This is a genomic window from Streptomyces sp. NPDC058457, from assembly GCF_042720695.1.
GTDB lineage: Bacteria > Actinomycetota > Actinomycetes > Streptomycetales > Streptomycetaceae > Streptomyces.
This window is the reverse complement of sequence record NZ_JBHXLU010000080.1, coordinates 23,518-44,407: the sequence shown is the minus strand read 5'-3', so window position 1 is coordinate 44,407 and position 20,890 is coordinate 23,518. Positions and strand designations below refer to the sequence as shown.

The following is a 20,890-nucleotide window of genomic DNA, read 5'->3' as shown; positions in this document are numbered from 1 at the left end:
TCACCCGAGTTCCGTGTCGATGAGAGCGAAGATGTCGTCGGCTGTCGCGGCCAGCACCCTGGCCCTGAGATCGTCGCCCCCGGCCGGGGCCGCCGCGGCGGGCTGCTCGGACCGGAGCAGCAGTGCCTGCAGCCGCTCGCGCAGCTGCCCGCGCACCGGGTCGCCGGGTGACAGCCCTGCCAGTACCGCGCCGACCCGGTCCAGGTCCCGCAGGGCCGCCTGGTGCACGGCGGGCACGACCAGGCCCGTCAGGTGCTCGGCGAGGCCCGCGGGGTCGGGGTGGTCGAACAGCAGCGTCGCGGGCAGGTCCTGGCCGATGGCGGCGGCCAGGGCGTTGCGCAGTTCGACGGCGGCCAGCGAGTCCAGTCCGGCGTCGGTGAACGACTGGTGCGCGTCGATGCGCGTCCCGGCCCGGTGGCCGAGTACCCGGGCCGCTTCGCTCCTGACCAGGTCCAGCAACGCACGTTCGCGTTCCGCTTCCGGGAGGGCCGCGAACCCTTCCGCCCGGGCCGCTCCGCCGGGTTCGGCGGCCGACGGCGGGCCGGACGGGAGGACGTCGCGCAGCAGATGCGGAACGCTGTCGGCACGGGGGGTGGCCCGGTTCAGGTGGACCGGTGCCAGTACGGGGTGGTCCAGCGAGAGCGCGTCGTCGAGCAGGGACAGGGCGTCGTCGGCGGGCAGCGGCAGGAAGCCGGAGCGCCGCAGCCGCAGTTCGTCGGTCCGGCCCAGGTGAGCGGTCATGCCGTCCGTGGTCTCCCAGGGACCCCAGGTCAGGGAGTGCGCCGGCAGACCCAGACGGTGCCGGTGTTCGGCCAGGGCATCGAGGAAGGCGTTCGCCGCGGCGTAGTTGGCCTGCCCCGGGCCGCCCAGGGTGGCGGCGAGCGAGGAGAACATCACGAAGGCGCTCAGGGGCAGGTCCCGGGTCAGCTCGTGCAGGTACCACGCGCCGTCCGCCTTCGGCGCCAGCACCGCGTCGAGGTTCTCCGGCGTCATCGCCGTGACGGTGGCGTCGGCGAGGAGGCCCGCGCAGTGGACGACCGCGGTCAGCGGGTGCCCGGCGGGCACGGATGCCAGCAGGCGGGCGAGCGCGTCCCGGTCGGAGACGTCGCACGCCGCGGTGCCGACGGTCGCGCCCAGCTCCTCCAGTTCCCCGGCCAGGGTGCCGGCCGGTGCCCGGCGGCCCACCAGAAGCAGTCGCCGTACGCCGTGGTGCGCGACGAGGTGGCGGGCGACGGTGCGGCCGATCGCGCCCGCCCCGCCGGTGATCAGGACCGTGCCCTCCGGGTCGAACGGCCGGTCTGAGCCGTCCGGGTCGAACGGCCGGCCTCTGCCCTCCGGGTCGAACGGCCGGCCTGTGCCGTCCGGGAGCCCGGCCGGCGTCCAGCGCGGCACGCGGACCGCGTCACCGTGCACGGCGGCCTCGGGCTCGCCTGTGGCCACGGCGGCGGCGAGCCGGTCGTGCGGACCGTCGAGGTGCACGAGGACGAACCGGCCGGGATGCTCGGACTGCGCGGACCGGACCAGGCCGGCGACCGCTCCGCCGACCGGATCCGCGATGCCGGGGACCGCCACGGCCAGCGGCGAGGTGCGGGTGCCGTCGGCGAGCCTCTCCTGAACGGCTGCCAGGACGCGCCGGGTCGCGCGGCGGACGGCGGTGGGGACATCTCCGGTGTCCGGGGCGATGACCAACTGGTCCTCGGCGGCCAGTGATCCGGGGGCGGTGGCCTCGGGGGCGGCGGTCTCGGGGGCGGCGGTCTCGGGGACGGCGGTCTCGGGGACGGCGGTCTCGGGGACGGGGACCCACTGCGTGCGGAACAGTCCGCCGACGGGACGCGCACCCGTCGTGACCCCGCCTGTCACCTCTCTCGTGGTCAGCGACAGCGTTGTCACCGGCCGGTTCTCCCTGTCGGCGGCGACGATGCGCACGGCCCCCGAGTCCGACGGCGAAAGGCGGACCCGCAGCGCCGTCGCGCCGCGCGCGGTCACCGACACCCGGGACCAGGTGAACGGCAGCCGCAGGCCTGTGGCGTCCAGGGCCAGGGCATGCAGGGCGGCGTCCAGCAGCACCGGGTGCAGGGTGAAGCCGTCGGCATCGGAGCGGGCCAGGGCGACCTCCGCGCAGACGTCCCGCCCGTCCCGCCAGGCGGCGTGCAGCCCCCGGAACGACGGGCCGTAGGCGAGGCCGGCGTCGGCGAGCCGGTCGTAGAGGCCGGTCAGTTCCAGCGGCACGGCCCCCGCCGGGGGCCACGGCCCGGACACCACCGGCTCGTCCGGTGCGTCGGTGCCGGCGGCGGCCAGCGTGCCCTCGGCGTGCAGCGTCCACGGGTCCGCGTCGGCGCCTTTGGCGCGGGAGGAGATCGTCAGCGCGCGCCGTCCGGCGTCGTCGGGCGGGGTGACATGCACCCGGAGCAGGGCCGCGCGGCGGTCGGGCACCACCAGGGGCGCGCGCAGCACGAGTTCGGCCACCTGGCCGGCGCCGGCCTGGTCGGCCACGTGCAGCGCCAGATCGAGCAGGGCGGTGCCGGGGACCAGGGTGGTGCCGGCGACGACGTGATCGGCCAGCCACGGGTGAGACGCCGTGGACAGGCTGCCGGTGTGGACGCGTCCGCCGTCGGGCAGGTCCACCGCTCCGGCCAGCAAAGGGTGTCCGGCCGGTGTCAGACCCGAGTCGGCCGGTCCGCGCCCGGCGCCCGAGTCCCTCAGCCAGTACCGGTCCCGCTGGAACGCGGTGGTGGGCAGGTCGACGGGGCGCGCGCCCGGCAGGAGTGCCGTCCAGTCCACGGCGGCACCCCGTACATGGAGCCGCGCGAGAGCGGTCACCGCGTCCCGCGGCTCCGTCAGGCCGCCGCTGGGCCGCAGGGCGGGGACGAACACCGCGTCCGGCACGCACTGCGGTCCCATGGCGCTCAGTACCGCGTCCGGCCCCAGTTCGGCGAAGGTGCGTATGCCGCGGGAGCGCAAAGTGCGCAGGGTGTCCAGGAACCGGACGGGCTCACGGACCTGGCGGACCCAGTACTCGGGGTTGCCGACGTCGCCGGGCAGGGCGATCACGGGCGGGGAGAAGGTCAGCTTCCGTACGGCATCGGTGAATTCGCCGAGCATGGCGTCCATGTGGTGCGAGTGGAACGCGTGGCTGACCCGCAGCCTCTTCGGGCGGGGCCAGTTGTGGGCGTACGCCGCCACCGCCCGGGCGTCACCGGAGAGGACGACGGAGTCCGGTCCGTTGACCGCGGCCAGGCACACCCCGTCGGGCAGTCGGGCCGTCACCTCCGCTTCCGAGGCGCGCACGGCGATCATCGCGCCGCCGGCCGGCAGCGCCGCCATCAGCCGGCCGCGTGCGTCCACCAGCGCGCACGCGTCGGCGAGTGAGAGCACACCGGCCACGTGGGCGGCCGCGATCTCGCCGACGGAGTGCCCGGCGACGGCCCGCGGCTCGGCTCCCCAGGACTCGTACAGCCGGAACAACGCGACTTCGAAGGCGAACAGGGCCCGCTGGGCGTGATCGGTGCGGTCCAGGAGTTCGGCCGTGTCCGGGATGTCCTCCGCCCAGTGGGCGGTCACCGCGTCATGGGCGGTCGCGAACACGGGACAGGCCGCGTACAGCTGGGCTCCCATGCCGGGCCGCTGTGCGCCCTGGCCGGTGAAGAGGAAGGCGAAGCCGCCGGGCGCGGGTTCACCGGTCACCACCGCGGCGGAGGGCTCGCCGGCCGCCAGTTCCCGCAGGGCGTCCGGATGGTCGGCCAGGACGACCGCCCGGTGCTCCCAGGTGGCGCGGGAAACGGCGAGGGCGTGTCCGATGTCGGTCCGGTCGCGGTCGCCGACGGCGGCCAGCAGGGAGCGGGCCTGCGCCCGCAGTTGCCCGGGCGTCCGGCCGGACAGCGGCCACGGTACGACCGGCGGCGCCGCGGGGCGTGCGTTGTCGGGTGCGGGGTCCCGGGCCGGTACGGCCGGCGGAGCCTCCAGAACCACATGCGCGTTGGTACCACTCACCCCGAACGACGACACCCCCGCCCGCCGAGGCCCCTCCCACACCTGCTCCCCCGTCAACAACCGCACCGCACCCGACGACCAGTCCACCCGCGACGACGGCTCCCCCACATGCAACGTCCGCGGCAACACCCCATGCCGCATCGCCAACACCATCTTCATCACACCCGCCACACCCGCCGCAGCCTGCACATGACCCACATTCGACTTCAACGACCCCAACCACAAAGGCCGCTCACGACCCCCACCAAAAACCGCCGACAACGCACCCGCCTCGATCGGATCACCCAACCGCGTCCCCGTCCCATGCCCCTCCACCACATCCACCTCCGACGGCCCCAGACCGGCATTCGCCAACGCCTGACGAATCACCCGCTCCTGCGCCACACCACTCGGCGCCGTCAGACCGTTCGACGCACCGTCCTGATTCACCGCACTACCCCGCACCACCGCCAACACCGGATGCCCCAACCGCTCCGCATCCGACAACCGCTCCAGCAGCAGGACGCCCACGCCTTCGGCGAAGCCGGTGCCGTCGGCGCCCTCCGCGAACGCCTTGCACCGCCCGTCGAACGCCAGGCCGCCCTGCCTCTCGAACTCTCCGAAGACGGCCGGTGTGGCGAGCACGGTGGCGCCGCTCACCAGGGCCATGGAGCTCTCGCCCTGCCGCAGGGACTGCGCGGCCAGGTGCAGCGCCACCAGGGACGAGGAGCAGGCGGTGTCGACCGTGACCGCCGGTCCCTCCAGGCCCAGGGTGTACGCCACCCGTCCCGACGCGACGCTCACCGCACTGCCGTTGCCGAGATAGCCGCGCAGGTCGTCCGGAACGTGGTGGAGCCGCGCCAGGTAGTCGTTGCCCCAGACGCCGGCGAAGACGCCGATCGCCTGGCCGCGTACCGAGGACGGGTCGATCCCGGCTCGCTCGATCGCCTCCCAGCTGGTCTCCAGCAGGAGTCGCTGCTGGGGGTCCATCGCCAGCGCCTCACGCGGCGAGATCCCGAAGAACCTGGCGTCGAACTCGTCCGCCGCGTCGAGGAATCCGCCCACCCGCGCCGGGTCGTCCAGCTCCCAGCCACGGTCGGTGGGAAAGGGGGTCAGGGCGTCACGGCCCTCGGCGACCAGGTCCCACAGCTGCTCCGGCGTCGTCACACCGCCGGGCAGCCGGCAGGCCATGGACACGATGGCGATGGCCTCGCCCCCGGCGCCCGACCCGGTCGCCTGTGCTGTCGCGACGGGCGGACGGGCCGCCTGGGCACCGCTGATCGCCCCGTGCAGATGGGCCGCCAGGGCGGTGGGGGTGGGGTGGTCGAAGACCAGCGTGGCGGGGAGTTTGAGGCCCGTGAGGGCGGCGAGCCGGTTGCGCAGTTCGACGGCGGTCAGTGAGTCGAAGCCGAGTTCGCGGAAGGCCTTGCCGTCGGCCAGTGCGTCCGGTGATGCGTGGCCGAGAACAGCCGCCGCCTCGGCCCTGACCCGATCCGTCAGGTGCCTGAGCCTCTCCGCGTCCGGCAGTGCGCTCAGCGAGCGGACCAGCGCCGGCCGTGCGCCGCGACCGCGAGCCGGACCCAGGGCGCTGAGCAGTGGAGGGATCACCGTCATCCGGCTCGGTGCCAGGTGGGCCGGCACCAGCAGGGTGTCTCCGGCCGCCAGCGCGGCGTCGAAGGCGGCCAGCCCGTCGGCCACGGACATCGGCAGCATGCCGCTCCTGGCCATACGGTCGACGGCGGCCTCGTCGTATCCGCCACGCATGTCGCTGGCGCCCGACCACACACCCCAGGCGAGCGACTGGGCGGGCAGCCCGGCGGAGCGCCGGCGGACGGCCAGCGCGTCCAGGAAGGTGTTCGCGGCGGCGTAGTTGCCCTGCCCCGGGGAGCCGAGGACACCGGCACCCGCGGAGAACAGCACGAACGCGGCGAGGTCCAGGTCCCGGGTCAGCTCGTGCAGGTGCCAGGCCGCGTCGGCCTTCGGCCGGAACACGGGGGCGAGCCGGTCCTCGGTCAGCGACTGCACGAGCCCGTCGTCCAGCACGCCGGCCGCGTGCACCACGGCGGTCAGCGGATGCCCGGCCGGGATCCGCGCCAGGGCCGCCTCCAGTTGCCGGCGGTCGGAGACGTCGCAGGCGGCCACCGTCACGTGGACGTCGGGGCCGTCCAGTCCGGTCAGGTCGGCGCGCCCCCGGCGGCCGAGCAGCAGCAGGTGCCGCACGCCGTGGACGGCGACCAGGTGACGGGCGAGGTGTCCGGCGAGGACACCCGTGCCGCCGGTGATGAGTACGGTGCCCTCCGGGTCCAGGGGACGCGGCATCGTCAGTACCACCTTGCCGACATGCCGGGCCTGCGCCATGTGGCGGAACGCCTGCCGCGCCGAGCGGACGTCCCAGGCGCGGTGGGGCAGCGTGCGCAGGGCACCCGAGTCGAAGAGGGCGACCAGTTCGTCGAGCATCGCCCGGATGCGGTCGGGGCCGGCCTCCATCACGTCGTACGCCTGGTACGTCCCGGCGGGCAGGCCGGTGCGGATGTCGAGCTTGCCCATCTCCAGGAAGCGCCCGCCGTCGGCCAGCAGGTTCAGTGAGGCGTCGGTGAACGCGCCCGCCAGGCTGTTCAGTACGACGTCGACACCCCGGCCGCCGGTCGCGTCCCGGAAGCGTTCGGCGAAGTCGAGGGCGCGGGAGGAGGCGATCCGCGCCTCGTCGATCCCCGCGGCGCGCAGCACGTGCTGTTTGGCGGGGGCCGCCGTCGCGTACACCTCGGCACCGAAGTGCTGAGCGATCTGCACCGCCGCCATGCCGACTCCGCCCGCGGCCGAGTGGATCAGTACGGACTGCCCCGCGCGCAGTCGGCCGAGGTCGGTCAGGCCGTAGTAAGCGGTGAGGAACGCCGTGGGCACGGCGGCGGCCTCGGTGAAGGACCAGGCGGCGGGCATCCGCCGCACCAGTCGGTGGTCCGTGACGGCGGTGGGACCGAAGGCGTCGGCGAACAGGCCGAACACCCGGTCGCCGACGGCGAGTCCGGGCACGTCCGGTCCGGTCTCGACGATCACTCCGGCGCCCTCGTTGCCGATGCCGGCGGCCCCCGGATAGGTGCCGAGAGCGATGAGGACATCGCGGAAGTTCAGTCCGGCGGCGCGCACCGCGATGCGGACCTCACCGGAGTCCAGTGGTGCGAGGGCTCCGGGCGCGGACTCCAGTCTCAGACCGTCGACCGTGCCCGTTTCCGCGGCGGACAGCCGCCATGCCGCCCCGTCCGGGGGTGCCAGTTCGGCGCTGTTCCGGGTGAGCCGGGGCGCGAACATCGAGCCGGCCCGGATGGCGATCTGCGGCTCTTCCGTCGCGGCGGCCGCGGCGGCGAGCCCGGCGGACTCCGCACCGCCGTCCACGTCGACCAGCACGAGACGGCCCGGGTGTTCGGCCTGGGCGGCCCGCAGGAGTCCCCAGACCGCGGCGCCGGCGCAGTCGGGCATGTCCTCGCCGGAGGCGGCCACGGCGTTCCGTGTCACCACCACGAGCCGCGCGTCGGCATACCGGTCGTCGGCGAGCCAGGAACGCACCAGGTCCAGGGCGCGCGCGGTGAGGGTGTACGCCCCCTGGACGGGATCCGCCGCATCGGAATGGCAGGACGCCAGTACCGCGTCGGGCACCGTTCCGAGCGCGGCGAGCCCTGGCAGCAGTTCGGCGTGTGCGCCCGCGTCCGCGAGGCCGAACGGGTCGGGCGCGAGCACGGCGAAGGCGGGGCGCCGGTCCGGGAGCGGGACGGGTGTCCAGGAGATGCGGTACAGCCGGTCCGGGCTGGTGGCCGGTGGACGGGTGACGAGCGAGCCCACCGAGGCGACGCGCGCTCCTGAGGCCGCGTCGAAGGCCCGGAGCGTCACGGCGTCCGCACCGCTCCGCGAGAGGTGGACGCGCAGGGCGCGGGCCGCGCCGGGCTCCAGGGTGACGTCACGCCAGGAGTACGGCACCGACAAGCCGTCGGCGCCGGTGGCCAGCGCGTGCAGAGCCGCGTCCAGCAGCGCGGGGTGCACGCCGAAGCCGGAGGGCTGCTCGGTGTCCGGCAGTTCGACCTCCGCGAAGACGTCGTCGCCTCGCCGCCAGGCCGCGCGCAGGCCGCGGAAGCTGGGCCCGTAGCCGTATCCGGCGTCCGTGAGCCGGTCGTAGAAGCCCTCCAGGTCGACGGCCGACGCGCCTGGCGGTGGCCATTCCGGTGCGGGTGCTGCCGGAGCCGGCCGGGTGCTCAGCGATCCCTCGGCGTTGCGGACCCAGTTCCCGTCACCGGTCCTGGTGGAGACCGACACGGTGCGGGTGCCGTCCTCGGCCGGTCCCACCCGCACCTGAACCGCCGCCTCGCCCGCGGGCGACAGCGTGCACGGGGTGGTCAGGGTCAGCTCCGCCACCTGCGGGCTCCCGGCCAGGCGGCCGGCATGGGCGGCGAGTTCCAGCATGGCCGTGCCGGGCAGCAGGACGCGGTCGGCCACGACGTGGTCGGCGAGCCATGGCTGGGTCTGCGGGGACAGGAGGCCGGAGAGGACGCAGCCCTCCTCGCCCAGATCCAGGAAGGCGGCGGCGAGCGGGTGCCCGGTGACGTCCATGCCGAGCCCGGTGACGTCCGCGGCGTGTCCCCGGGCGGGCCGGGCCCAGAAGCGACGGCGCTGGAAGGCGTAGGTCGGCAGGTCGAGACGCCGGCCGCCGGCCAGGAACCGCCCCCAGTCCACTTCGACGCCGTGCACGTACGCCCCGGCGGCCGAGTGCAGGAACCGGTCGAGGCCACCGTCGTGCCGGCGGAGGGTACCGGTCGCACCGGTACCGGAACCGACCGCCTCGGCCGTGGCCGCGATGTCGACGGTGAGAATCGGGTGCGGGCTGACCTCGATGAACGCGTCGTAGCCGGAGTCGATCAGCTGGTGGACGGCCTGGCCGAACTCGACGGTCCGGCGCAGGTTGCGGTACCAGTACGCGGCGTCCAGATCTTCTCCGGTGGACCACCCGGTGTCCACCGTGGAATAGAGCGGGACGGTGGCCCGCCGGGGCGAGATCCCGTCACAGGACCGCAGGATCTCCTCTCGGATCTCCTCCACGTGCGCCGAGTGCGACGCGTAGTCCACGGGCACCCGCTTCGCCCGCTCCACCGACGCCAGCACCGCGTCCAGACCGGTCGGGTCACCGGAGACCACCACCGACGACGGACCGTTCACCGCGGCGATGGACACGCCCTCCGGCAGCAACTCCCGGACCTCGTCCACCGGGAGCGGCACCGACACCATCCCACCCCGACCCGCCAGCGCCGTGATCGCCCTCGACCGCAGCACGACCACCCGCGCACCGTCCTCCAACGACAACGCACCCGCCACCACCGCGGCAGCGATCTCACCCTGGGAGTGACCCACCACCGCGTCCGGCCGTACGCCTACGGACTCCCACAGTGCGGCGAGGGACACCATCACCGCCCAGAGCACCGGCTGCACCACATCCACCCGGCCGAACTCACCCGACCGCACGACCTCCGTCAGCGACCAGTCGGCATACGGGGCCAGCGCGCGCTCGCATTCGGCGAACCGCTCCGCGAACACCGGCGACGACTCAAGGAGTTCCACCGCCATCCCCGCCCACTGCGACCCCTGCCCCGGAAAGACGAACACCGTCCGGCGCGGTACGGCCGCCTCGGTTCCCACGACCAGACGGGGAGTGGGGTTGCCCTGGGCGAGTGCCGTCAGTCCGTCGCGGAGTTCGGTCTCGGTGGCACCGATGACCACGGCACGGTGCTCCAGTGCGGAACGGGTCGTCGCCAGGGAGAAGGCGACGTCGCGGGGGTCCCGGCCGGCGGCGAAGTCGGCGAGTCGGCGGGCCTGTGCGGCCAGCGCCGCCTCGCTGCGCGCGGACACCGTCCAGGGCAGCGCCGGCGGCACCGGCGGCACCGGCTCGGGGTCCCGAGCGGGTTCGGGTGCGGGCTGGGGGGCCGCTTCCAGCACCACGTGCGCGTTGGTACCGCTCATGCCGAACGAGGACACGCCCGCCCGCCGTGGTCCCTCCGGCCAGGGCCGTGCTTCGGTCAGCAGCCGGACCGCGCCCAGGGACCAGTCCACGTGCGGGGTGGGCTCGTCCACGTGCAGGGTCCGCGGCAGCAGGCCGTCGCGCATGGCCATGACGGCCTTGATGACGCTACCCACCCCGGCGGCGGCCTGGGTGTGCCCGATGTTGGACTTCAGCGATCCCAGCCATGCCGGACGTTCTCTGTCCTGGCCGTACGTCGCCAGCAGGGTCCGTGCCTCGATCGGATCGCCCAGCGTGGTGCCGGTGCCGTGCGCCTCGACGAGGTCGACCTCCGCGGCCCGCAGGCCCGCCGCGTCCAGCGCCTGACGGATCACCCGTTCCTGGGCGGGCCCGTTGGGCGCGGTCAGACCGTTGGAGGCGCCGTCCTGGTTCACCGCGCTCCCGCGCACCACGGCCAGCACCTGACGACCGTTGCGCCGGGCGTCCGACAGCCGCTCGACCAGCAGCATCCCCACCCCCTCGGACCAGCCGGTACCGTCCGCCGCCGCCGCGAACGCCTTGCACCTGCCGTCCTCGGCGAGCCCACGCTGCCGGCTGAACTCGACGAACGCGTTCGGTGTCGCCATGACCGCGGCCCCGCCGACGAGCGCCAGCGAGCAGTCGCCCTGCCGCAGTGACTGCGCTGCCAGATGGAGGCCGACCAGCGAGGAGGAGCAGGCCGTGTCGACCGTGAGTGCGGGGCCGGTGAGGCCGAGGGTGTAGGCGATACGTCCGGACAGCACGCTCGCGGAGATGCCGCCCGCGGCATGGCCGTCCAGCCCCGCGGAGGCGTGGACGACCAGGCCGTAGTCCTGGCCGTTGGACCCGACGAACACCCCGATCCGCTTGCCGCGCACGGTGTCCGGGCGGATGCCCGCCCGCTCGAACACCTCCCAGGAGGTCTCGAGGAGCAGCCGCTGCTGCGGGTCCATCGCCGTCGCCTCGCGCGGGGAGATCCCGAAGAAGTCGGCGTCGAACCCGGCCATGTCGTCGATGAATCCGCCGGTGCGCACATAGCTGGTGCCCGGCACGTCCGGGTCGGGGTCGTACAGGGCGGGCAGGTCCCATCCGCGGTCGTCGGGAAAGGCGGACATGACGTCCCGGCTGTCCCGGACCACCTGCCACAGCTGCTCCGGTGTGGTGATGCCGCCCGGGTATCGGCAGGCCATGCCGACGATGGCGACGGGTTCGTGCCAGGCCGCGGCCAGTTCCCGGTTGCGGGTTCTGAGCTGTTCGTTCTGCTTCATCGACTCGCGAAGAGCTTCGATGAACTGCCCCGAGGAGTCCGTGCGCATGTGGATCAGTCCTCACGAGGTCTGGTCGAGGACCCGGCGGAGCAGGTCCTCCGGGGAAAGGGAGTCGATGTCGGATTCCGTGGCGCCGGTGGGGGGAGCGGACGGTGCGTCGTTCGTGGCCAGCGCGAGGAGGGAGTCCAACAGCCCTGACACGCGCAGACGGCCGAGGGGGATGGTGGCGAGGAGTTCCCGCAGGCGCGCCTCTTCTCCGGCCTCGGCCGTTTCCTGACGGTCCTCGGTGAAGAGGGCGAGCCGCAGATGCTCGGCCAGCTCGGCCGGGGTGGGGTGGTCGAAGACCACCGCCGCGGACAACTGGAGCCCCGTGGCGGCACCCAGCCGGTCGCGCAGCTGCACGGCGGCCAGCGAGTCGAATCCCAGCTCGCGGAAGGCCGTCCCGGCGGGCACCTCCTCGGGCCCGGCGTGTCCCAGCACCACGGCGGCCTCGGTCCGCGCCAGGGTCAGCAGCGCCGGCCCGCGTTCGGCCGCCGGGAGCCCGGTCACCCGCCGCAGCCACGCGGACCGGCCGCGGGACGAGGAGCGGTCCTGGGTGAAGCCGGCCAGCAGAGGGCTCGGACGCTGGACGGTGAACCCGGCGGTGTAGGTGTCCCATCGGACGTCGGCCACCAGGGTGCAGGCGTGCTCTCCGCCCACCGCCGCCGCCAGTACCGCCACGGCGTGTGCGGGGTCAATCGGCGGCAGGCCGAGGCGCTCGTTGCGTGTTCCGCTCTCGCCCGACGACATGCCGTCCCCGGCCCATGGCCCCCAGGCGAGGGACGTCGCGGGCAGGCCCTGGGCGCGGCGCTGCCGGGCCAGCGTGTCCAGCAGGGCGTTGGCGGCGGCGTAGGCGCCCAGGCCCGTGCTGCCCACCGTGCCCGACATCGAGGAGTAGAGCACGAACGCCGAGACCTCCCCGCACAGTTCGTGCAGGTTGCGGGCGCCGTCGACCTTGGCTCGGAGCAGGTGTTCGAGCCGCTCCGGGGTGAGTTCCGTCAGGGTGGTGTGGTCCGCGGCGCCCGCCGCGTGCACGACCGCGTCGGCCGGGTGGTCGGCCAGCAGACGGCGCAGCGCGTCGCGGTCGGCGACATCGCACGCCGCGAGAGTGACCGTGACTCCGGCTTCTTCCAGCTCGGCGGTGAGTGCGCGGGCACCCGGGGCGTCCGGCCCCTGTCGGCTGGTGAGGACCAGGTGGTCCGCACCGTTGCGCGCGAGCCAGCGGGCGGTGTGCGCGCCCAGGGCGCCGGTCCCGCCGGTGACCAGAACCGTGCCGCTCGGCCGCCAGGCGGCACCGTCCGGCGTGGCCGGGCGCAGCCGGTGTCCGTACGTCCCGTGGCGGCGGAGGGCGACCTGGTCCTCGGTGCCGTCGGCGAGGATGCCGGCCAGTCGCCGGGCGGCTTTCTCGTCGAACTCTGCCGGCAGGTCCACCAGTCCGCCCCAGCGGTGCGGGTACTCCAGTGCGGCGGTACGGCCCAGGCCCCACACGGCGGCCTGCTCCGGCGAGGTGACGTCATCGGCGTCGTCCACCGCGACGCTCCCCCGGGTGAGACACCACAGGGGCGCGTCCGTACCGGCCTTGAGGAGAGCCAGCGTGTCCGCGAGCTGTCCTACCGCGGCAGCCGGCTGCGTGAGCAACGACACCACGCCCGCCGGGCGCGTGCCGGGAACCTCCTCCGGGGAGTGCACCCGGCGCACCTCGGCACCGTGGGCGGCCAGTGCGCGGTCCACGGCGGTGTCGTGGTCCCCGGACTCGGCCACGACGATCCAGGTGCCGGTCAGCCGCGGGGCGACGGGCTCGGGCAGCGGTTCCCAGCCCGCCCGGTACCACCAGCCGTCCTGCGGCGACGGTCCTTCCGCGGCGAGCCAGTGACGCTGGCGCTGGAAGGCGTACAGCGGCAGGTCCTGCCGGCGCGCGCCGGGGAACATCCGGCCCCAGTCCACGGCCTCGCCCCTGACGTGCAGCCGGGCGAGTGCCTCCAGCAGGGTTCGCCGCTCCCCGGGGTCACGGCGGTGCGCGACCGCCACGAAGGCGGCGTCGGGGAGCGTCTCCGGGCCCAGCGCGGTGAGCGCCGCGTCGGGACCCACTTCCAGGAACGTCGTGGCTCCCGCCTCGTCCAGACGGCGCAGGGCGTCCATGAACCGCACGGGTTCGCGGACCTGGCGCACCCAGTACTCGGGATCGCCGACCGCTCCCGGTATGACGATGGCGGGCGGGGAGAAGGTCAGGCCCCGCACCACGTCGGCGAAGGCGTCGAGCATGCCGTCCATGTGGTGCGAGTGGAAGGCGTGGCTGACGCGCAGTCGCCTCGGATCCGGCCACCGCTTCGCATACCGCTCGACCGCCCCCGCGTCCCCGGACAGGACGACGGAGTGTGGTCCGTTCACCGCCGCGACGCAGACGCCTGGCGGGAGGTCGCCCGCCACCTCGGCCTCCGCGGCCCGGACCGAGAACATCTCGCCGCGGGCGGGCACCTCCTCCATCAGCCGGCTCCGCGCCTCCAGCAGGGCGCAGGCGTCGTCCAGGGTGAGTACGCCGGCCGCGTGAGCCGCCGCCACCTCGCCCACCGAGTGCCCGGCCACGGCGGCCGGTTCGACCCCCCACGACTCCAGCAACCGGTGGAGCGCGACTTCGAACGCGAAGATCCCCCGCTGCGCGTTCACCGTGCGCTCCAGGGCGTGCGGGTCGTCCAGCGGCACACCACCGAGCCGGGCGGACACCGCGTCGAAGGCCGCCGCGAACACCGGATGGGCGGCGTGGAGTTCGCGCCCCATGCCGGCCCGTTGCGCGCCCTGGCCGGTGAACAGGAGTGCGAGTCCGCCTGTCACCGCCGTACCGGTGACGGCGCCCCGGGGTGTCTCCCCGCGGGCCAGCGCCTCCAGGGCAGGACCGTGTTCTCCGGGCTCGGCGACGACGACCGCGCGATGGCGCAGAACAGCTCGCGTGGTGGCGAGCGACAGGGCCACGTCGGCTGTGTCGGCCGCGTCGCGGCCCCGCATGTGCAGCGCCAGACGGCGGGCCTGGGCCCTGAGCGCCCCCTCCGACCGGGCGGAGAGCAACCACGGCACGGGGCCGGGCGCGGTGGGCGCCCGGTCCGGCCGCGCTACCGGCTCGGGCGCCTGCTCAGGGGCTGGCTCGGGCGCCTGCTCAGGGGCTGGCTCGGGGGCCCGCTCGGGGGCCTGCTCCAGCACGAGGTGGGCGTTGGTGCCGCTGATCCCGAACGACGACACGCCCGCCCGCCGCGGACGGCCGGTGTCCGGCCACTCCTCGTGGCCGGTGACCAGGCGAACGGAGCCGCTGTCCCAGTCCACCTGCGGGGTGGGCGCGTCCACATGAAGTGATGCGGGCACCTCTCCGCGTTGCAGGGACAGCACCGTCTTGATCACGCCGGCCACTCCGGAGGCGGCCTGGGCGTGTCCGATGTTCGACTTCAACGAGCCGAGCAGCAGGGGTCGTTCGCGCTGCTGCCCGTATGCCGCCAGCAGTGCCTGCGCCTCGATGGGGTCGCCGAGGTGGGTGCCGGTGCCGTGCGCCTCGACCACGTCCACCTCGGACGCGGCGAGTCCGGCGGCTTCCAGTGCCTGCCGGATCACCCGCTGCTGTGCGAGGCCGTTCGGTGCCGTGAGGCCGTTGGAGGCGCCGTCCTGATTGACGGCCGAGCCGCGCACCACGGCCAGCACCCGGTGCCCCAGGCGTTCGGCGTCCGACAGCCGCTCGACCAGAAGCATGCCCACGCCCTCGGACCAGCCGGTGCCGTCGGCCGCCTGGGCGAACGACTTGCAGCGGCCGTCCGGGGAGAGCCCTCCCTGCCGCGAGAACTCGACGAAAGCGCTCGGGGTGGCCATCACCGTCACCCCGCCGGCCAGCGCCTGCGTGCACTCGCCACGGAGTACCGCCTGCACCGCCAGGTGCAGGGCGACCAAGGACGAGGAGCACGCGGTGTCCACGGTGACCGCCGGGCCTTCGAGCCCGAAAGTGTACGAGAGACGCCCCGAGGCGAGGCCGCCCGCGTTGCCGTTGCCGAGGTAGCCCTCATAGCCGTCGGGGGTGACGGAGAAGCGGGCCGCGTAGTCGTGGTGCATCACCCCGACGAACACCCCTGTTCGCGTGGCGCGGGCGGACAGCGGATCGATGCCCGCGCTCTCGAACGCCTCCCAGCCGGTCTCGAGGAGCAGCCGGTGCTGCGGGTCCATCGCCGTCGCCTCGCGCGGGGAGAGTCCGAAGAAACCGGCGTCGAAGTCCGCCGCCCCGTAGAGGAAGCCGCCTTCGCGGACCGTGCTGGAGCCGGTGCGTTCACCGGTCGGGTCGTAGAGTTCCGCCACGTTCCAGCCCCGGTCGGCGGGAAAGCCGGAGACGGCGTCGCGGCCGTCCTTGAGCAGCTCCCAGAGCTCCTCGGGGGTGGCGACCCCGCCCGGGAGGCGGCAGGCCATACCGATGATCGCGACCGGTTCGTCACTGGCGGACCTCGGGGGTACGGACGCCACTTCGGGCCGGCTCCCGGCGAGTCTGTCGGCCAGGTGAGCGGCGAGCAGCTGCGGGGTGGGATGGTCGAACACCGTGGTGGGCGGCAGGGTCAGGGCCGTGGCGGCGGCGACGCTGTTGCGCAGTTCGACGGCGGTCAGCGAGTCGAAGCCGCTGTCGAGGAAGGAGCGCTCCACGGCGATGCGGTCGGGGCCGGGGTGGCCGAGGACCGCGGCGGCGTGCGCGCGCACCACCTCGGTCAGCAGGCGCAGGCGCTCGGCCGCCGTCGCACGGGCCAGCCGGTCCCGCAGGGCACCGTCGGCGCGGGCCTCCGACGCCGGGCGGCGGCGGGCGGCGGACCGGACGAGTCCGCGCAGCAGAGGCGGCGTTTCGGCGGCGGGAGCGGTCCGGTCGAGCCGGAGCGGTACCAGGACGGGCTCGTCGCTGAGCAGTGCGGCGTCGAGCAGTTCCAGTCCCTCCCGCGCCGTCATCGGGGCGAGACCGCCGCGGGCGAGCCGGGCCCGGTCGCCCTCCGCGAGGTGTCCGGTCATACCGCTGGGCGGGGCCCACCAGCCCCAGGCCAGTGACTGCCCGGCCAGGCCCTGGGCTCTGCGCTCCCGCGCCAGGGCGTCTACGAACGCGTTCGCGGCCGCGTAGTTGGCCTGCCCCGCACTGCCCAGGACGCCGGCGGCCGAGGAGAACATCACGAACACCGGTACCTCGCCGCACAGGGTGTGCAGGTTCCAGGCGCCGTCGGCCTTCGACCGGAGGACCTCGGAGACCCGGTCGGGAGTGAGGGAGGTGAGAACTCCGTCGTCCAGGGTTCCGGCCGCGTGCACCACCGCGCCCAGCGGGCGCCCCTTCGGAACACGCGCCAGGACGGCGGCCAGCTCCGCACGGTCGGCGACGTCACAGACGGCCGTGCCGACCTCCGCGTCGAGATCGCCGAACCCCGTGACGGCGTGTCGCCCCACGAGGAGCAGGTGCCGTACGCCGTGCGCGGTCACCAGATGCCGGGCGACGAGCCCGCCCAGCAGTCCCCCCGCGCCCGTGATCAGCACCGTGCTCGCCGGGTCGATCCCCGTGACCCGCCGGGAACCGGGCGCCGGCAGCAGCCGTGGCGCGTGCAGCCCGTCCGGACCGACGACGACCTGCGGTTCGTTCGACTGCTCCGCCGCGGCCACGGCGGCCGGGAGCTCGGACAGGCCGTCGTCGGGGCATTCGACCCACAGCAGCCGTCCGGGGTGCTCGACCTGTGCGGACCGCACCATCCCGCCGATCGCGGCGGCGGACATGTCGCCGGGTTGCGCGACGAACACGAGCGGTACCGACAGCAGCCGTTCGTCCGCCAGCCACGTGTGGAGCAGGCCCAGTGCCCAGCGCGCGGCGTCGTGGGTGCCGACGACCGGGTCGGCATGCCCCTGGGGTACCCGGACGGCCACCACGTCGGGGGCGGCCTCGGCGGCGGAACGGACATCCGGCACCGTCCAGTGGGCGCCGACCGCCTCGGCCAGTTCCCGGTGCTTCTCTCCCAGGACGGCCCACCGCCGGGACGGCACCGGCACATACGGCAGGGCCGTCGTCGCGGGCCGCAGGAGCGAGGTGGGCGCGGGCTTCAGCACCGCACCGGTGACGGGCCTGGCCGTCACCGCCGCGATAGACGCCACCGGGGTCCCGGAGTCGTCGGCGACCAGGACCGATACCGCGCCGTCGGCTGCGGGAGCGACGCGCGCCCGCAGCCGGGATCCGGTGTACGGGCCGAACCTCGCGCCGCTGAAGGAGAACGGCAGCCGCACACCCTCGTCCCGCCCGTGCGAAGCCGTCGCCTGCAGTACGGCGTCCAGCAGCGCCGGGTGCAGGGCGAAGCCTTCCCCGGACGCCTCGTGCTCGACCTCGGCGAAGACCTCGTCCCCCTTGCGCCACAGGGCCCGCAGGCCGTGGAACGCCGGGCCGTAGTCGATGCCGGCGGCGGACCGGTCCTCGTAGAACCCGGTCAGGTCGACGGGTTCCGCGCCCGGCGGCGGCCAGGCCGAGAGTGCCTCGCCGTCGGGCGGTTGTTCGCCGACCAGTACGCCCTCGGCGTGGTACGTCCAGTCCGCCTGCCCGTCGGACCGCGAGGACACGGTCACCGGTCGACGGCCCCCGGCTTCGGGGCCCACTTGTATGCGCGCGGCGACCCCGCCTGACGCGGGTATCACGAGAGGGGTGCGCAGGGTCAGTTCGGCCACCTGGCCGAAGCCCGTGCGGCGGCCTGCGGACACCGCGAGTTCCAGCAGTGCGGTGCCCGGCAGCAGCACGGAACCGAGCACCGCGTGATCGCCCAGCCAGGCGTCCCGTTCCAGGGACAGCCGGCCCGTCAGGACACAGCCGTCGTCGAGTTCCACCACCGCGCCGAGCAGCGGGTGCCCTGGCGATTCCAGTCCGGCACCTGCCACGTCCGTGCGGCTCCCGGTGTCCCGCAGCCAGAACCGGCGGCCCTGGAAGGCGTACGTGGGCAGGGCCACCCGGCGCCCGCCGAGTACCGAGGGCCGTACGGGAAGGCCGCGAACGTACGCCTCGGCCGCGGAGCGCAGGAACCGGTCCGGCCCGCCCTGGTCCCGCCGCAGGGTGCCCATGGCCACGGCACCCGGGCTGTCCTCGATCGCCACGCTGAGCACGGGGTGCGGGCTGACCTCCACGAAGTGCCGCATGCCGTCCGCGAGCAGGGCCCGGATCCCGGCTTCGAACTGCACGGTCTGCCGCAGGTTCCGATACCAGTACCCGGCGTCCAGTTCGGTGCCGGTCACCCACCCGGTGTCCACCGTGGAGAAGAAGGGGACCGTAGCCTCGCGCGGCGACACGCCTTCCAGCACCCGCAGGATCTCCTCACGGATCTCCTCCACGTGGGCCGAATGCGACGCGTAGTCCACCGGCACCCGCTTCGCCCGCTCCACGGACGCCAACACCTCATCCAGACCCGCAGGGTCACCGGACACCACTACCGATGACAGGCCGTTCACCGCCGCGACGGACACCCCCTCCGGCAGCAACTCCCGGACCTCGTCCACCGGCAACGGCACCGACACCATGCCACCCCGACCCGCCAACGCCGTGATCGCCCTCGACCGCAACGCCACCACCCGGGCGCCGTCCTCCAACGACAACGCACCCGCCACCACCGCGGCGGCGATCTCACCCTGCGAATGACCCACCACCGCGTCCGGCCGCACCCCCACCGACTCCCACAACGCCGCCAGCGACACCATCACCGCCCACAACACCGGCTGCACACGGTCGACAGGGTCGAAGTCACCCGACCGGACGATGTCCGTCAACTGCCAGTCGACGAACGGGATCAGCGCCCGCTCACACTCCGCGAACCGCTCCGCGAACACCGGCGACGACTCCAGCAGCTCCACCGCCATACCCGCCCACTGCGACCCCTGCCCCGGAAAGACGAACACGGCGGAGGGACTGTCCGCCGCCTCGCCGAGAGCCAGGTGACCGGCGGGCTCACCGGCCATGAGCGCGGCCAGGCCTCGGCGGAGATCGTCCGTGGTGAAGCCGACGACGGCGGCACGGTGGCGCAGCGCGGCGCGGCCTGTGACGAGTGAGTGGGACAGGTCGGCCGGGTCGAGGCCGCTCGCGGCATCGGACAGGCGTCGGGCCTGTTCTTTCAGGGCCTCGGGGCTCTGTGCCGAGAGAGGCCACAGGAGGCACTGGCCGGACGGAGGTGCCTCGGCCGGTGCCTCGGCCGGCGGGGCTTCGAGGATGACGTGCGCATTGGTCCCGCTGACTCCGAACGAGGACACGGCCGCCCGGCGCTCCCCGGCCCACGGTACTTCCTCCGTCAGCAGCCGTACCGCGCCCGAGGTCCAGTCCACCCGGGTGGTGGGAACCTCGGCGTGCAGCGTGCGCGGCAGTACACCGTGCCGCATCGCCAGCACCATCTTCATCACACCGGCCACGCCGGCGGCGGCCTGTGTGTGGCCGATGTTGGACTTCAACGACCCCAGCCACACCGGCCGTTCGCGTCCCTGGCCGTACGTCGCGAGCAGGGCCCGCGCCTCGATCGGGTCGCCCAGTCGCGTCCCCGTCCCGTGCCCCTCCACCACGTCGATGTCCGGGCCAAAGAGCCCGGCGGACGCCAGCGCGTCCCGGATCACCCGTTCCTGCGCGGCACCGTTGGGCGCCGTCAGGCCGCTGCTCGCACCGTCCTGGTTGACCGCGGAACCCCGGACGACGGCGAGGACCTCGTGTCCGTTGCGGCGGGCGTCGGAGAGCCGTTCGAGAAGGAGGAGGCCCACTCCCTCGGCGAAGCCCGTGCCGTCGGCGCCTTCCGCGAACGCCCTGCACCGCCCGTCCGGCGAGAGTCCGCGCATGCGGCTGAACTCCACGAGGCTCAGCGGCGACGCCATGACCGACGCCCCGCCCGCCAGGGCGAGCGAGCACTCCCCCTGGCGCAGGGCCTGCGCCGCCAGGTGCAGGGCCACCAGGGACGAGGAACACGCCGTGTCCACCGTGACCGCCGGGCCCTGCAGGCCCAGCGTGTAGGCGACCCGACCGGACGCGACGCTGCCGGCGCTCCCGTTGCCCAGGTAGCCCTCCACCTCTCGGGGAATCCCACGCACGAGCCCGGCGTATTCGTGGTGCATCAGGCCGAAGAAGACTCCGGTGCGGCTGCCCTTCAGCGTGTGCGCGTCGAGCCCGGCCCGTTCGACAACCTCCCAGGAAGTCTCCAGGAGCAGCCGCTGCTGCGGGTCCATCGCCAGGGCCTCCCGGGGCGGGATACCGAAGAAGTCCGCGTCGAAGCGGGTCGCGTCGTGGAGGAAGCCACCCCCGAGCGCGTAACAGGTGCCCGGCTTCTCGGAGTCGGGGTCCCGGAGGGCCTGAAGGTCCCAGTCCCGGTCCGTGGGGAACGGGGTGATGGCATCGCGGCCTTCGGCGAGCACGCTCCAGAGGTCGTCGGGAGTGGCGATCGCGCCGGGCAGCCGGCAGGCCATGCCGATGATGGCGACCGGCTCGTGTTCCCCGGCCTCGGCCGCTCTCAGCCGCTCCTTGGTGCGGCGCAGATCCGCGGTCAGGCGCCTGAGGTAGGTGAGCACCTTCTCGTCCGTCGGTTCCGGCATACCAGCCATCAGTTCCCGGTCCTCCACCGTG

The 20,890-nt window shown here is 74.2% G+C and carries 2 protein-coding genes; both read right to left on the bottom strand.

The genetic code is table 11. The features are described 5' to 3' along the window. A complete protein-coding gene (locus ACFWPS_RS41045; protein WP_383715561.1) occupies nucleotides 1–11,298 on the bottom strand; it encodes an SDR family NAD(P)-dependent oxidoreductase in 11,298 nt (3,765 codons plus the stop codon). A 12-nt stretch (nucleotides 11,299–11,310) separates the two neighbouring features. Next, a complete protein-coding gene (locus ACFWPS_RS41040) occupies nucleotides 11,311–20,859 on the bottom strand; it encodes an SDR family NAD(P)-dependent oxidoreductase (RefSeq protein ID WP_383715568.1) in 9,549 nt (3,182 codons plus the stop codon). Nucleotides 20,860–20,890 lie beyond the last annotated feature (31 nt).